The organism is uncultured Friedmanniella sp., assembly GCF_964244005.1.
Taxonomy (GTDB): Bacteria; Actinomycetota; Actinomycetes; order Propionibacteriales; family Propionibacteriaceae; genus Microlunatus.
Genome location: NZ_CAXTHG010000015.1, coordinates 1 through 13,737 on the forward strand (window position 1 = coordinate 1; position 13,737 = coordinate 13,737).

Below are 13,737 nucleotides of genomic sequence, written 5' to 3' on the forward strand. Positions count from 1 at the left end.
CGCCAACAACGACCCCTGCTCCACACCCGCCTCCAGCAACAACCGATCAGCCGCACACCGCAGCCATGGCTCCTCGCGGACACCATGTTCGAATCCGGCGACAACTGATGAGTCGACTTGTGCTGATCGGCGGGACCGCCGGTACCGGGAAGTCGACCGCCGCGCGAGCCGTGGCTGGTCGGCTGGGTGCTGCATGGTTGCAGCTCGACACTCTGTGGATCGCGACGCGCGACGCCGCCCCTGCGGGCAGCGACGAACGGCTCCGGCTCGACATCGACAGCCGGATCCGGTCCCGGACTGATCCACTGGACGAACTGGTCCAGCACCACATCGCCGCGTCCGCGGCCGTCTGTGCCGCCCTCCCCCATGCGCTGGCGTTCGAGCTGCAGACCCATCCGGTGGTCGTGGCCGCGATCGGTCGCGGCCTCAGTGTCCGACCTCCTCGTCCGGGCCGACGAGGCGATCGCGCACTTCGGCTGGCTCGGCGGATTCTTCGGGATGGACGTCACAGCCTCCAGCGACCAGACCCGCCGACTGCTCGGCTGGGCGCCGACCGGCCCCACTCTGCTCGAAGACCTGGACGCGGGCGCCTACTTTCGCGGCTGACCGGCCTCGACGTCCGCGGCATCGGCGGCGGTCGGTGCGGGCGGAGCGGCGACGGCAGTCCGGGACAGCTTTCGCCACAGCCAGCTTGAGGGCAGGTGCTGGTCGAAGAGCACGTAGGCGGCGGTCGAGTCGACCACCAGGGTGCTCTCCAGCTCACGCCGCTCCGAGCTCTGGCCGGCGAACAGCAGCTCGTCCTCAGGCGCCAGCACCGTGTCGCCGTCGGGAAGCAGGTGCGCCTCCCCCTTCCGCAGCAACAGCAGCGGCACCGCCTTCAGGCGTCGCTCCCGGTCCTCCGGACTCCGCAGCAGGTCCCCCAGCCCGACAGCGCCACCGCTGAGCCAGTCGCCCAGCGCCGGCGCCTGCTTGGCGTCGAGCTGCACCCTCCACAAGGCGGGCAGCTCGCGGCCGCAACTGTGCCGTAGTCGTCCGATCAGCTCCGCGGCCCAGGCGTCGCCGCGGGCCGGCATCTCCTGCAGGAAGCGCCACAGCAACGGCGTGCTGACCAGGGCGTACACCTCGTGCGCCACCACCTCGGTCGGTACCAGCAGAGCGTCCACCGCCATCGCCTTGAACAGCGCGGCGCTGGTCGGCCGGTTCTGCCGCGCGGCGAGGAACAGGTCCGGGTTCATCCGGCGGGCGGTGGCCAGCATCGAGATGTTGGTGGTGTCGTTATCGGTACCCGCCACCAGACCGGCCGCGCTGCCGAGGTCAGCCTTGGCCAGCGTGTCGGGATCGGAGGCGTCACCGACGATCACGCCCGGCTCCGGCTCGCCGGCGACGTCGCGCCGGGCGTCCGCGGACTCGATGATGGTGACCTTCAGCCCCGCCGCCCGCAGGTCCGAGGTGACCTCGCGGCCGAAGCGGCCGTACCCGCAGATCACCCAGCGGCCGTCGGTCGGCGGGTCGCCGCGCTCGGGCAGCTCAGCGCCTGGACCCGCCTCGAGCCAGGTGAGCAGCTGGTAGGAGGCCGGCGCATGCAGCGCGAGCCCGAGGTGCTCCCCGAACCGGTCGAACGGGTTGACCACCCGCGGCGTACCGAACGCGTGCATCCGCTCCGCGACCGGGGCTGAGACGGTCCTCGACACCACCGGCAGGTCCGGTCGCAGCAGCGCCGCCGCCATCGTCACCGCGAGGTTGGTTTCGTCGTCGTTGGTGAGCGCCAGCACGCCGGCGCAGAACGGGTGGTCGAGGCCAGCGGCGCTCAGGTGGTGCGGGTTGGCGGCGTCGGCGACCAGGCCGGGGATGTCGGCGTGGAAGGAGCCCAGCTCGAGGGCATCGATCCGGTCCGACGACTCGTCGATCACCACGAGCTGCTGGCCCAGGCTGTCGAAGTCCTCGGCCAGCAGCTCACCGGCCCGCCCGTAGCCGGCCAACAGCAGGAACGGCTCACGCAGTCGCCTGACCTTGCGGGTGAACCGCTGCAGCGCGAGTGCCTGCCGGAACGACCGGTCCTGGATCAGGGTGAGCAGCGAACCGATCGCGTAGGCCCAGCCAATCACCGACAGGTAGATCGTGAACGTCACCCAGAGCCGCTGCTCGGCCGTGAACGGCCACGGCAGCTCCCCGAAACCGATGGTCGTCGCGGTGTAGCTCATGAAGTAGAAGGCGTCGAAGAGGCTGACCCGGGCGACCCGGCCGTCCGGATCGATCCCCGGGATCACGCTGAGCCCGACGACGCTGATGGAGAAGATGACGATCAAGATGATCAGCGGCGCCCGCATCCGACGCATCACCAAGAAGATCGTCGAGGACGCCTGACCTGAGGTCTCGAGGTGGATCCGCTTCGCGACCGGCGGCTGCGGCTCCCGTCGGCCGAACAGCTGGGTGACCAGCACCAGCAGCGTGCTCACGGGCGCCCCTCCTAACCGCGGTGAAAGGTGACGGTCTCGATCACCAGCAGCACGACCGAGACCAGGTTGGCCAGCAGCGCTCCGCCCGAGAGCGAAACCACGCTGGCCGTCGAGACCGCCGTGACGCCGGCCGAGGAGATCTCCTCCGACCAGACGAAGACGACGCTCGCCACAATGAGCTGGAGGTCGGCGACCAGGCTGGTGGCCAGGTGGACAGCACCGATCTGGGTCCGGTCCCCAAACTTCAGCACGGTCGCGATCAGGCTCACCGCGAGGGCCGCGAACAGCTCGTAGATGTTGTGCAGGTCGTGGTTCGCGATGTCACCGAGGAAGAACCCGAAGTTGAGGGTGGCGGCGAGCAGCACGAAAAAGCCGAAGATGACCTTCTCGAGATTCATGTCTCCCCTTCCGGAGCCGTGGCCGGAGCTGAGCCCGCCCCTACCGGCCGCCGACGGCTCGGCGTGGTCTGACTGTCTCACGGCCGTCGAGGTGCATCGGGACCCGCTCAGGTCAGGTGGAGCTGCAGGTGCCGGACCGCCGCGCCGACACCGTCCTCGGCACGGATGCGGACGCCGAGGTCAGCGGCACGCCGGCGTAGGGCGGGGTCCTCGACCTCCCGCAGCGCGGCGGCGAGTCTTGGTGCCGTCAGCGCCTTGCGGGGGATGGGCGTAGGACCGGTCCCGAGAGCCGCGACCCGGGACCCCCAGAACGGCTGGTCCACGGCAAAGGGCACGACGACGGCCGGGACGCCCGCCCGGAACGTGGCGCCCGTGTTCCCAGCGCAACCGTGGTGCACCACCGCGGCCACCTGCGGATAGAGCCATTCGTGCGGCACCTCCTCGACTGTGATCAGGTCGTCAGCGGCTGAGCCGGCCAGACCACCCCAACCTGAGAGCAGGACCGCGCGGACGCCGGCTCGGCGTACGGCGTCGACCACCAGCGCGGTGAGCGCCTCCGGATCGCGGCTGGCCATGCTGCCGAAGCCGATGGCGACCGGAGCCGGACCAGCGGCGATGAAGTCGAGGAGATCGTTCGGTGGCACCCAGTCCGCCCGCTGCGGCAGCGTCCAGTAGCCAGTGACCTTTCGGCCGGCGCACCACTCCGTCGGCTGCGGAACGACAAGCGGGCTGAAGCCGTAGAGCGCCGGCAGGTCGCGCGGCTCCCGACGCGGCCGGCGAGGAAGGCCGAGGTGCGCCCGCACCTGGCGCCGTGGTTCGCCGAACATCACGTGGAGGGCGGCGTTGGTGGCTCGGTGGCTGGCTCGCCGACCGACAGCACCGGCCCAGCTGGGCAGCCGTGCGGTGAGCACACCGGGAAAGGCTGCGGTCGGCGGTCCCAGCGGTTGGAGGTGTGCGTCCAGCCAGCGGATCCCGAGGTGCTCGGCCACGGGGCGGCCCGTGATGGAACCGCCGACCCCGCCGATGAGCAGGTCCGCGTCCGCTGCGGCAGCCTCGACGGCATCGGTTGTCGGGCCGAGACTGCGCCCAGCTGTTCCCGCATCAGACGGTTACGGTCCCGTCGGCTCTTCTCGGCCAGGCCAACGGCCTGCCGGGTGCCGGCTTCGGTGTCACCCGGGACGGTGCGTGCCGGACGCCACGTCCGGCGACCAGGTCCGCGAAGTCGTCGGTGGTGACCATGGTGACGTCGTGACCGGCGTGGGCGAGACCCTCCGCCACGGCGACGTAGGGCTGGACGCCACCTCGGGTGTCGAAGGCGAGAACGCAGACACGCACCGTGTGTCCTCTCGTGAGCGTGAGCAGGCAGGTCAGGCGGCGAAGGACGGTGCCATGACGGCCAGCGCCTCCTCGAGGTGCGGGCGGACCGGGCCGGCGTGGTCGGTCGCGACCCAGCGGTTGAGCGCGACCCGGACCGCTGTGATGCCGCATCCGACCATCAGCGCACCGCGCAGCTGAGCGTCGAGGTCGTCGCCGAGACGGGTGGTGACAGCGGTCGACAGCCGGGCCTCGAATCGGGCGAAGACGGCGAGCTGCCGACCGGCCAGGGCGGCGTTCGCGTGCTGGAGCTGGAGATAGCGAGGGACGTCGGCGCCCTCCTCAGCCGCCACGTCGGCGTCGTCGAGGAAGACCCTGCTGAGGTCGGACCAGGTCTCGGCGGCAGCACCGCCGACGAACGCGGTCAGCTCCTCCTCGGTGACGGTGAACAGCTGCAGCAGGGCGGCGTCCTCCTTGGTGTCGAAGTAGTTGAAGAAGGTCCGGGTCGAGACGCCGGCGCGCTCGGCGATCTGGTCGACCGACACCGAGGCGAGACCGTGCTCGAGTCCTAGGTCCAGCACGGCCCGACGCAGAGCACGCCGTGTCAACCGTTTACGCCGTTCACGGCCGTGCTCGCGTGCTGCTGGCGCTGTCGGATTCACCAGCACGACGATTGCATTGCCTGCAAGTTGCGTCAAGTGCAAATCTGCCCTGCTCGGCGCCGAGCGCGCCCTCAGGTTCATCTCTGCCATTTACCCCCAGGGGGTATGCTCTCGACATCGAAGTCGCCCCTGAGGAGGGACGTTGATGGACGCGAGCACCAGCCCGCACGGCTACATCCACCGCAAGGACGACTACCTCGTCCGGCTGCGTCGGATCGAGGGACAGGCGCGGGGACTGCAACGGATGGTCGAGGAAGAGCAGTACTGCATCGACATCCTGACCCAGGTCGCGGCGATGACGAAGGCGCTGCAGTCGGTCTCGCTCGGCCTGCTCGATGAGCACCTGAGCCACTGCGTCGCCGACGCGGTCGCGGCCGGCGGCGACGAGGCCGACGCCAAGCTCAAGGAAGCATCGGCCGCCATCGCCCGGCTCGTCCGCTCCTGACCCGCTGACCCTCCCAGACCGACACCACCTCCAGACCCACCGAAGGGGCACCACGATGACCACCACCACCACGTACACCGTCACCGGGATGACCTGCGCCCACTGTGTCCGCGCGGTCACCGAGGAGGTCAGTCGGATTCCCGGCGTGGTCGACGTCCGGGTCGACCTGGTCACCGGCCTGGTCGCCGTCGCCAGCGACCAGGCCCTGGCGTTGCCCGTCGTCCGGGCGGCCGTCGACGAGGCCGGCTACGAGCTCCGGTGAGCTCCCCGGGTAGCGGCCAGGTCGAGCTCGCGATCGGCGGGATGACCTGCGCCTCGTGTGCCGCCCGGATCGAGAAGCGGCTCAACCGGCTCGGCGGGGTCACGGCGACGGTCAACTACGCCACCGAGAAGGCGCGCGTCGACTTCCCGGCGACGGTCAGCGCTGAGGACCTCGTCGCCGCCGTCGAGCAGGCCGGCTACACCGCCGCACTGCCGCCGCCCTCGCCGGTCGATGACGCCGTTACGACGGCCGAGCCGACCGAGGACCCGCTCCGGCTGCTCCAGCAGCGGTTGCTGATCTGCGCTGTGCTGACCGTCCCGGTGCTGGCGACCGCCATGGTGCCCGCTCTCCAGTTCCCGAACTGGCAATGGCTATCACTGATGCTCGCTGCGCCGGTCGTGGTGTGGGGCGCGTGGCCGTTCCACCGCGCGGCCTGGACCAACCTGCGGCACGGCGCCACCACGATGGACACCCTGATCAGCCTGGGGACGCTGGCCGCGTTCGGCTGGTCGCTGTACGCCCTGTTCTTCGGCACCGCCGGCATGACCGGGATGCGGCACCCCTTCGCCTGGACGCTGACCCGCGGCGACGGTGCGGGCAACATCTATCTCGAGGCCGCGACCGGCGTGACCACCTTCCTGCTCGCCGGCCGGTACGTCGAGGCGCGCTCCAAACGTCGCGCCGGGGCTGCTCTTCGAGCGCTGCTCGAGCTCGGCGCCCGCGAGGTGTCCGTGCTCGAGGCCGGCCGCGAACGCCGGATCCCCACGGCCCAGCTGCAGGTCGGGATGTCCTTCGTCGTCCGTCCCGGGGAGCAGGTCGCCACCGACGGGGTCGTGACCGACGGCTCCTCGGCGGTGGACGCAGCGCTGTTGACCGGGGAGTCGGTGCCGGTCGAGGTCGGCCCGGGGGACGCGGTCGTGGGGGCGTGCGTCAACGTCGGCGGCCGGCTCGTGGTGCGAGCCACCCGGGTCGGCGCGGACACCCAGCTGGCCCAGATGTCGCGGCTCGTGGCGGACGCTCAGAACGGCAAGGCCCAGGTCCAACGGCTCGCCGACCGCATCTCGGGGATCTTCGTCCCGGTGGTCCTCGTCCTCGCCGCGCTGACCCTGGTCGGTTGGCTGGTCGCGGGTGGCGGCCCCGCGGCGGCGGTCACCGCAGCCGTCGCGGTGTTGATCATCGCCTGCCCGTGCGCGCTCGGGCTGGCCACGCCGACGGCGCTGATGGTCGGGACCGGCCGGGGCGCCCAGCTCGGCATCGTGATCAAGGGCCCGGAGGTGCTCGAGTCCACCCAGCGGGTCGACACGATCGTGCTCGACAAGACCGGCACGGTCACGACCGGCCAGATGACCCTGCTCGACGTCGTCGCCACGGCCGGTGAGGACCCCGACCAGGTCGTCCGGCTGGCCGGCGCCGTCGAGGACGCCTCGGAGCACCCGGTCGGGCGGGCCGTCGCTCGCGGAGCCCGGGAACGCGTCGGCGAGCTGCCGGTCGTGCAGGAGTTCGCCAACCTGGCCGGCCGCGGCGTCCGGGGCCGCGTCGAGGGGTACGCCGTGCAGGTCGGCCGTCGCGACCTCCGTGGCCAGCACGGCACGGCCCTGCCCGCCGACCTCGAGCAGGCGATGACCGCCGCCGAGGACCAGGGCCGGACGGCAGTCGCGGTCAGCTGGGACGGCGAAGTCCGCGGGGTGCTGGTGGTCGCGGACGCCGTCCGCCCGACCTCAGCCGAGGCGGTCGCGCAGCTGCGGCGGCTCGGGCTCACCCCGATCCTGCTCACCGGCGACCACGCGGCGTCGGCCCGAGCCGTGGCCGCGCAGGTCGGTATCGCGGCCGACCAGGTGATCGCCGAGGTGAGGCCGCAGGACAAGGTGGCGGTGGTCGCCCGGCTGCAGCGTGACGGTCATGTCGTGGCCATGGTCGGCGACGGGGTCAACGACGCCGCCGCGCTCGCCCAGGCCGACCTCGGCCTCGCCGTGGGCACCGGGACGGACGTCGCGATCGAGGCCAGCGACCTCACCCTGGTCCGCGGCGACCTCCGCACCGCCGCCGACGCCATCCGGCTCGCCCGCCGGACCCTCGGCACCATCAAGGGCAACCTGTTCTGGGCCTTTGCCTACAACCTCGCCGCGCTCCCCCTCGCCGCCGCCGGGCTGCTCAACCCGATGCTCGCCGGAGCCGCGATGGCCCTGTCCTCGGTCTTCGTGGTCACCAACAGCCTGCGGCTGCGCCGGTTCCAGCCGTGGACGAGGCCGCGCTGAGCCGAACGCCTAGCTGATGCCTGGCTGTTCAGGCTCCGGAATTGCCCGTCTAGCGCGCGGGCGGAGCTTCCGCCGCGACGGTGGTGTTCGGCACGCCAGATCGAGGCCGGGCCGCGGAGGCGGACTCGGCGTTCGCGATCTTCGTCACTGCAGACGAGACGAAGCGACCGGTCCTGGCGCTTCGCGTCACCAAAGCCTTCGCTGCCTGCTTCTGAGCCGACTTCACGTACACAGTCTTAGTCTTCACGGTCCGCCACCTCACCTTCGTCGCGATCTGCAGCCAATAGTAGGGCTGATGCTGACCCGGGGGTGAGCCCCGTCGGGTCATTGACGTCCGCCACAACTTCCGCGGCCTGACCGGCCGCCTCGATCGCGTCGATCTCCTCCTGAGGCTCGCGGATGACGCTGGCCAGCGCAGCATCGACGAAGACCTGGTCCCCGGCGTCGAGCAGGTCGGACTCGCCGAGGGCCGTCAGCTGAGCAACTCCGAGCTCGCTCTTGTCCTCATCCTTCGAGACCGCAAGCTCGGCCGCCCACCGCAGGTTGCGCATGAGCTCCTCGCGTTTCGCTCGGCTTCCGAGTTCCTTGGCTGTCCGGCGCGTAAGCCACTGGCTGAGCAGGACCCCTCCGAGCGCCGACAGCGGCGTTCCGAACGCCACCAGGCACACGGCCCAGAGCGGAAGCTCGGTCATCAGCGACCCGACCGCATGAACGGTCGAGACGACCTTGCCCATGCGTCAACCGATGGGAGCGCGTCGGAGCGATCACCGACTGACCGACGAGTGTCCGGTCCGATCCTGACGCAGCTCGCTCCTGTGCCCAACCTCATGAGTTCATGCTGTCCGACACCTCTGACACTTTGAGGACGACGTTTGCGGAGGGACAGCCTCAAAGCGCCTGTCACGATCAGGCCGCGCGGTCCTGGGCGTGCAGGTGCACCAGCGTCCCGACGCTCGCAATGAGCTCGGCGACCCGCGGACTGTCGGAGAAGAAGTAGTCGGCCATCTTGTTGTGGCTGCCCTGGTTGTCGGCCACGGCCGTCTGAACGGCGTCGTCGAGGTCCGGGCTCTCCAGGAACTGCTTCGTGGAGTTGGCCGCTGCCTGGGTCACGAGCTGCTCGTTCTCGAGCAGCGTGCGCAGCAGCGCCTCGAGGAACGACTCCTTCTGACCGGTCGTGAAGTCCTCGTCGCCGAACAGGTCGTTCAACCGTTCGATGACCTCGGCGAACGCCACCATCTTGGGGTCCTTCTTCGCCCCGCTTCCGGCCTGGGTCGCTCCCGACAGCCCGGTCCGCTCGCCCAGACCGATGTCGTGCCGCCCGATGTCGACCTGCTTGACCCCGACCAGGGCCACCTCGGAAAGGTCGATCTCGGCGCTGAAGTTGTCGGCGCGGATGAGCCGCTCCAGCAGCCGCAGAAAAATCGAGCGCTTTTCCAGGTCGACGTCGCCGTAGTCGACGATCTGGCTCATGAAGTCGTAGAGCCGGACGAAGGTGGAGACGTCGTGACGGAACAGGTCGAGCTCGTCGATCGCGGCTTGGTCCCCGTGCCCCGCGTTCGCCGACAGTGCCCCCTGGTAGCGGGTCTTGAAGCGCTGCTTGGCCGGGGACAGAGCAGCCGCCAGCGCGTTGTTGCCGAGCCCCTTGATGGTCGCGTCGGCGGCCTGATCGACTTCGGCGTCGGTGAAGATTCCGAGCTGGTCCAGCTTGGCGGACACGTCGTGGACCAGGTTCGGGTCCGTGGCGGTCTCGAGGAACGCGTCGGTGTAGTAGGGCTCGAAGGACCCGCGAATCTCCTCCGGGTCGTTGACGAAGTCCAGTACCAGCGGCTGGCCCTTCTTTTCTCCGTCCGGGGTCCGATAGGTCCGGTTGAGGCGCGAGAGGGTTTGGACGGCCGTGACGCCGGAGAGCCGCTTGTCCACGTACATCGCGCACAGCAGCGGCTGGTCAAACCCGGTCTGGAACTGGTTGGCGACGAGCATGACCTTGTAGTCATCGGTCGCGAACGCCGCGCGTAGGTCGCGCGCGCCCAGGTCAGGGTTCATCGACCCTTCGGTGAACGGGTCCGGCCCGGTGTCGAGGTCGTCAACAGAACCCGAGAAAGCGACCAGCGTCCCCAGCCCCGGGTACCCCCGCTTGGTGATGTAGGCGTCGATGGCAAGCTTGTAGCGCACGGCCGCCTTGCGGGAATCCGTCACCACCATGGCTTTGGCGTGACCGCCCAGCACCCCCTCGACGTTCGAGCGGAAGTGCTCGACGATGATCTGCACCTTTTGGCCGATGTTGGTCGGGTGCAGCTTGACCCACCGCATCAGCCCCTTCACTGCTGCGGACTCGTCCACCAGCACGCCGTCGTCCTTGGGCTCCTGGCCCAGTGAGCCGAAGCCGAACAGCGGCTCGACGTGCTTGGACACCGGGTCCTTCGGCAGCCGGGTCTTTTTGTACTGCTCGACCGCCTCGGACACCGACTGCGTGAAGTCGGTCTTCAGCTCGAGAGTCGCCACTGGCAATCCGTTGACGAAGAGCACCAGGTCGACCGAGCGCGAATTCGCCGTCGATTAGTACACCTGCCGCATCACACGCACCCGCACCGCGTCGTACCGCTCCAGCGTGGTCGGGTTGAGCCCGCTCTCAGGCTTGAACTGGCACATGTCGAAGCGGGCCGCCACTTGCTTGAAGCCCCCGCGGAGCAGGTTGAGGGTGCCGCCCCCGGAGTCGGTCGAGGTGTCGAGCACCTTCACGATCCGAACTGCTGGCGTACCCTCGCGGCCAGGACGTTCGGGTTGGCGTTCACGGCCGCCAGCGCACGCACCTCGTCGCGACGGTCGGCCAGCATGCAGTCGAGGCGGCGCAGAATCGTCATCGGCAGGATGACCGACCCGTACCGGTGCGGCTTGTAGACGCCGCGCAGCTGGTCGGCGATGCCCCAGACGAATGTGCTCAAACTGCTCACGCTGGTGGTCCCTGTGCTCTCTTCGAAGGTGACGTGGGGTCTCATCTTGCCTCGCGACACCCGGAACAAGGGTCTGAACGCCTACAACCCGTCACCACGGCGTGCCGGCCCGCCGTGCACGTCCCGAGGTTTAGGGGCGCAGCCATCCAGCGCCTGGCCTGACTTTAGGGTGGTCCCAGGCTGGATATAGCGCGAGCGCAACCGACGAGGTGAGAAGTGATGGCGGCAGACTCAGAGACGGGCGCGGACGCCGGCGCGGCTCAGGGCCTCGACCGGGCAGCGATCATCCAGGCCGCCTTGGACTTCCTCGACGACAACGGCGCGGAAGCTCTATCGATCCGCGCGCTCGCGCAGCACCTGGACGTGAGCACGATCGACCTCTACCGCTACGTCAGCGGCCGGGAGGACCTGCTTGAAGCCGTGGTGGCGGTGCTGCTCGAGGGCGTCCGCGATGACCTCGACATCGAGCTCGCGAGCACCTGGCAGGGCTACCTGCAGACCCTGGCCCACGCGGTCCGACGGATCGCTGTGGAGCACGCGGCCGCGTTCCCGCTGGTCGCGACCCGGCATCCGGCGGCTCCGTGGTTACGGCCCCCACTGCGCAGCCTGGACCTGGTCGAGGACTTCCTGCAGACGCTCGGTCGGCACGGGTTCAGCGACCAGCAGACGGTCGCCACCTACCGTGCGTTCAGCGGCTTCCTGCTCGGTCAGCTCCTGCTCGAGTCGGCGACCCGCGGAGCGAAGACCTCTCCCGTCGAGCTGCCGTTGGACGAGGGGGACGCCCAGCTGCCCAACCGGGACGGCCAGCTCGACCTGAGCGCCTTGCCCGCCACGGCGCGGCTGCGGCCGCTGCTCAGCGAGGACCACAGCGACGCCGAGTTCGAGATCTCGTTGGAGGTCCTGCTCGATCGGCTGGAGCTCGACCTCACGCAGTGAGGCGGCGACAACCCAGACGCTCGCCGAGGTGATGCTCCCCGGTCGCGCGGCTCAGCGATGCGGTACCGAGATGTGACGACCGGCCAGGGACAGCAGCGCGACCTGGACGTACTCCCCCGACCGCGGCTGGTCGACCATCACCACTGTCCACCCCCACCTGGCGTCCAGGTCGACCCGGTCGACCTGGAACAGGACGAGCTGGTGGGCGGTCATCGCCTGGACCGCAGCGACAGGCACGGGACCGAGGACCGCGGAGGTGTTTCCGATCTCGTAGTCGATGACCGCGGCCGTCGTCCCCTCCGTCCCGCGGAAGGACAGCTGGCCCGTACCCGTGGGGCCCAGCAGCTGCAGGCACTGCCGGTGACTGAGCGGCCGAAGCTCGGCGTCGGGGCCGGAGACACGCCACCACACCGGCGTGCTGGGTGGTCGGTCGTTACTCGGCGAGGTGAGGGGTGAGGCAACCGCAGACAGCATGATGGACCCGTCGGCCAGCGAACCAGGAAGATCAGTGACAACGGTCGTGCGGCTCGGGCGGCATCGACGGATCACCAGCGGCTGCGTGGTTACAGCAAGGGATACGTTAGCGGGTCGGGGGTGGCGGTCTGCTGGCGGGGGGCTTGTTCGTAGGGCACATCACCGAACCCAGCGGTGCCGGCGTCGGCGGCAGGGCGCGACCGAGGCCCTTGACAGCCTCGGGCCGGGCGCGCTTCACTCGGAGTGCTGACAGCCTCAGCCCGCCCGGAATGCGCGTACTGCCGCTCACCAGAGCCGCACCGTGTAGGGGACCGGAACTGATCTGTTGTCCTGCGCGACTGACGACATCGGTGTCGAGACGCCGGGCGCAGCCGATTCAGCGCCGGCCACCCTCGTGTCCACGAGGCGGACCGCAATGTGGTCGTCATTTCGACGGCCAAGCGTCGACGACGACACGCAGGACGACATCTGTGCAGTGCGCTCGTGACTGCGCCCCGGGACTGGCGGTCGCCGAACACTGATCCCCCAATCGGCGACCGCCGCCTCTTCCGCTTTGCCGGACCGGCGAGAGTCCGGCCGCGGTCAGCCGGTCAAGCCGCTCACGATGGCGGGACCCCACAGCTCGACGGTGAAGAAGTACGTGCCGAGCACCAGGAAGCCGGTCGCGCCGAGCACGACCCCGGTCGCGCCGCGCCGAGCGGCGGCCGACGCGGCTGCCGTGCGCCCCCGTAGGACCGCCTCGACCACCAGCAGGTTGGGGACGTAGAAGAAGAAGGCCATCACCTCGTCGAACGGACCGGTGAAGGTCTCGGTGTGGCCGACCGGGCCCATCAGCAGCAGCCAGAACCCGTAGTCCATCCGGTAGAGCCAGGAGCCGATCGCGAGCGCGAACAGCCGCAGCGCCCACGCGCGGTGCACCTCGATCCGGCGCGCCCGGGCGTGGCGGTAGGTCTGGGCGGCGCAGACGATCATCAGCACGCCGTAGAGGCCGAAGCCGACGTCCATCACCGCGCCGCCGACCGTGCCCTTGACGAGGATGAAGCCGAGACCGCCGACCCCGGCCAGCAGCGAGGCGGTGACGTAGACCCGGCCGAGGACCCGGTGCACCGCCGGGTAGCGCTGCCGGACCCGGGTGATCAGCTGGACGCAACCGAGCACCAGGATGACTCCGCCGGCGAAGAAGTGCAGCCCGATCGCGATCGTGGCCGCCGGGGTCGTGGGCTCGTAGAGCCGCGGTAGCACCGCGTTCCACGCCGGCAGGTCGCGGTGGGCGATCGCACCCGCGTAGTAGGCCAGGATGTAGGCACCGAACAGGGTCACGCTCACCCAGACCGTGACCACCAGCGCGACCGACGCCCGCCGCAGTCCCAGGGAGCCAGGTTCTGGGGCCGCCACGAGGCGTGGTCGGAGGGCGGTCTGGTCCGACGTCATCTGATCACCTCGGTGAAGGTCGATGCTCCTCCGCCACAGCGTAGCCAGCGGCGCGACGACCGGTGACCAGCCGGCCTTCGTCCGCCCCCGGGTCGACGACAGCAGTGCCGTGAGCGACGAGATGAACGGTGACGTCGTGGTCTTCGGGACGCA

At 69.9% G+C, this 13,737-nt stretch carries 17 protein-coding genes and 1 pseudogene; 5 read left to right on the plus strand and 13 right to left on the minus strand.

Annotated features, from left to right (window positions below):
* Positions 1-395, minus strand: a 395-nt coding sequence (locus tag ACFE76_RS11055; RefSeq protein WP_375431810.1) for a hypothetical protein, incomplete at its 3' end; no start/stop codon positions are given.
* A 34-nt stretch (positions 396-429) separates the two neighbouring features.
* On the opposite strand from ACFE76_RS11055, the gene ACFE76_RS11060 reads away from it, so the two are divergent.
* A complete protein-coding gene (locus ACFE76_RS11060; protein ID WP_375431811.1) occupies positions 430-606 on the plus strand; it encodes a hypothetical protein in 177 nt (58 codons plus the stop codon).
* Here ACFE76_RS11060 and ACFE76_RS11065 read toward each other — a convergent pair.
* The 5 genes from ACFE76_RS11065 to ACFE76_RS11085 form a co-directional block, all read right to left on the minus strand.
* Entirely contained in the window at positions 591-2,456 is a 1,866-nt protein-coding gene (locus ACFE76_RS11065) for a potassium channel family protein (protein WP_375431812.1), read from the minus strand. The two genes, ACFE76_RS11060 and ACFE76_RS11065, sit on opposite strands and share 16 nt — an antisense overlap.
* 11 nt (positions 2,457-2,467) lie before the next feature.
* Complete coding sequence (locus tag ACFE76_RS11070) at positions 2,468-2,854, minus strand: DUF6394 family protein (protein WP_375431813.1); 387 nt, start codon at positions 2,852-2,854, stop codon at positions 2,468-2,470.
* 107 nt (positions 2,855-2,961) lie between these two features.
* On the minus strand, positions 2,962-3,843 hold the full coding sequence (locus ACFE76_RS11075) for a glycosyltransferase (protein WP_375431814.1): 882 nt from the start codon (positions 3,841-3,843) through the stop codon (positions 2,962-2,964).
* A 112-nt stretch (positions 3,844-3,955) separates the two neighbouring features.
* The gene (locus ACFE76_RS11080; RefSeq protein WP_375431815.1) at positions 3,956-4,189 is read right to left on the minus strand and encodes a glycosyltransferase; all 234 of its coding nucleotides are present in this window, start codon (positions 4,187-4,189) and stop codon (positions 3,956-3,958) included.
* A gap of 32 nt (positions 4,190-4,221) precedes the next feature.
* A complete protein-coding gene (locus tag ACFE76_RS11085; protein ID WP_375431816.1) occupies positions 4,222-4,749 on the minus strand; it encodes a TetR/AcrR family transcriptional regulator in 528 nt (175 codons plus the stop codon).
* Between the two features lie 226 nt (positions 4,750-4,975).
* Here ACFE76_RS11085 and ACFE76_RS11090 point away from each other — a divergent pair, with 226 nt between their 5' ends.
* The 3 genes from ACFE76_RS11090 to ACFE76_RS11100 are packed head-to-tail and all read left to right on the plus strand — an operon-like array spanning position 4,976 to position 7,792.
* On the plus strand, positions 4,976-5,275 hold the full coding sequence (locus ACFE76_RS11090; RefSeq protein ID WP_375431817.1) for a metal-sensitive transcriptional regulator: 300 nt from the start codon (positions 4,976-4,978) through the stop codon (positions 5,273-5,275).
* 55 nt (positions 5,276-5,330) lie between these two features.
* Positions 5,331-5,537, plus strand: a complete 207-nt coding sequence (locus ACFE76_RS11095) for a heavy-metal-associated domain-containing protein (RefSeq protein WP_375431818.1) — start codon at positions 5,331-5,333, stop codon at positions 5,535-5,537.
* On the plus strand, positions 5,534-7,792 hold the full coding sequence (locus ACFE76_RS11100) for a heavy metal translocating P-type ATPase (RefSeq protein WP_375431819.1): 2,259 nt from the start codon (positions 5,534-5,536) through the stop codon (positions 7,790-7,792). Before ACFE76_RS11095 ends, ACFE76_RS11100 begins: the two co-directional genes overlap by 4 nt.
* A 236-nt stretch (positions 7,793-8,028) precedes the next feature.
* Here the strand turns inward: ACFE76_RS11100 and ACFE76_RS11105 are convergent, their stop codons facing one another.
* The 5 genes and pseudogenes from ACFE76_RS11105 to ACFE76_RS11125 all read right to left on the minus strand — a co-directional run bounded on the left by ACFE76_RS11105 (position 8,029) and on the right by ACFE76_RS11125 (position 10,734).
* Positions 8,029-8,526, minus strand: coding sequence for a hypothetical protein (locus tag ACFE76_RS11105; RefSeq protein WP_375431820.1), 498 nt, complete (start codon positions 8,524-8,526; stop codon positions 8,029-8,031).
* 172 nt (positions 8,527-8,698) lie between these two features.
* The gene (locus ACFE76_RS11110) at positions 8,699-10,102 is read right to left on the minus strand and encodes a hypothetical protein (RefSeq protein ID WP_375431905.1); all 1,404 of its coding nucleotides are present in this window, start codon (positions 10,100-10,102) and stop codon (positions 8,699-8,701) included.
* Positions 10,103-10,180: 78 nt separating this feature from the next.
* Positions 10,181-10,327, minus strand: a pseudogene (locus ACFE76_RS11115) (type I restriction endonuclease); the annotation flags it as partial.
* Between the two features lie 21 nt (positions 10,328-10,348).
* Positions 10,349-10,531, minus strand: coding sequence for a hypothetical protein (locus tag ACFE76_RS11120; RefSeq protein WP_375431821.1), 183 nt, complete (start codon positions 10,529-10,531; stop codon positions 10,349-10,351).
* Positions 10,528-10,734: a type I restriction-modification system subunit M N-terminal domain-containing protein gene (locus ACFE76_RS11125; protein WP_375431822.1), complete on the minus strand. Its 207-nt coding sequence runs from the start codon at positions 10,732-10,734 to the stop codon at positions 10,528-10,530. The genes ACFE76_RS11120 and ACFE76_RS11125 overlap by 4 nt, the downstream gene beginning before the upstream one ends.
* A gap of 228 nt (positions 10,735-10,962) precedes the next feature.
* On the opposite strand from ACFE76_RS11125, the gene ACFE76_RS11130 reads away from it, so the two are divergent.
* Positions 10,963-11,679 carry a TetR/AcrR family transcriptional regulator C-terminal domain-containing protein gene (locus tag ACFE76_RS11130; protein WP_375431823.1) on the plus strand — a complete coding sequence of 239 codons (717 nt, stop codon included), beginning with the start codon at positions 10,963-10,965 and terminating at the stop codon, positions 11,677-11,679.
* A 51-nt stretch (positions 11,680-11,730) separates the two neighbouring features.
* Here the strand turns inward: ACFE76_RS11130 and ACFE76_RS11135 are convergent, their stop codons facing one another.
* Both ACFE76_RS11135 and ACFE76_RS11140 read right to left on the minus strand, forming a co-directional pair.
* Positions 11,731-12,153 carry a hypothetical protein gene (locus ACFE76_RS11135; protein WP_375431824.1) on the minus strand — a complete coding sequence of 141 codons (423 nt, stop codon included), beginning with the start codon at positions 12,151-12,153 and terminating at the stop codon, positions 11,731-11,733.
* Positions 12,154-12,735: 582 nt separating this feature from the next.
* Entirely contained in the window at positions 12,736-13,584 is an 849-nt protein-coding gene (locus ACFE76_RS11140; RefSeq protein WP_375431825.1) for a DUF2306 domain-containing protein, read from the minus strand.
* Positions 13,585-13,737: the final 153 nt, after the last annotated feature.

Bases quoted from the DNA above. Each gene is read 5' to 3' on its own strand.
- ACFE76_RS11070 (WP_375431813.1), bottom strand. From the start codon at position 2,854: ATGAATCTCGAGAAGGTCATCTTCGGCTTTTTCGTGCTGCTCGCCGCC.
- ACFE76_RS11090 (WP_375431817.1), top strand. From the start codon at position 4,976: ATGGACGCGAGCACCAGCCCGCACGGCTACATCCACCGCAAGGACGAC.
- ACFE76_RS11095 (WP_375431818.1), top strand. From the start codon at position 5,331: ATGACCACCACCACCACGTACACCGTCACCGGGATGACCTGCGCCCAC.
- ACFE76_RS11105 (WP_375431820.1), bottom strand. From the start codon at position 8,526: ATGGGCAAGGTCGTCTCGACCGTTCATGCGGTCGGGTCGCTGATGACC.
- ACFE76_RS11110 (WP_375431905.1), bottom strand. From the start codon at position 10,102: ATGCGGTGGGTCAAGCTGCACCCGACCAACATCGGCCAAAAGGTGCAG.
- ACFE76_RS11130 (WP_375431823.1), top strand. From the start codon at position 10,963: ATGGCGGCAGACTCAGAGACGGGCGCGGACGCCGGCGCGGCTCAGGGC.
- ACFE76_RS11135 (WP_375431824.1), bottom strand. From the start codon at position 12,153: ATGCTGTCTGCGGTTGCCTCACCCCTCACCTCGCCGAGTAACGACCGA.
- ACFE76_RS11140 (WP_375431825.1), bottom strand. From the start codon at position 13,584: ATGACGTCGGACCAGACCGCCCTCCGACCACGCCTCGTGGCGGCCCCA.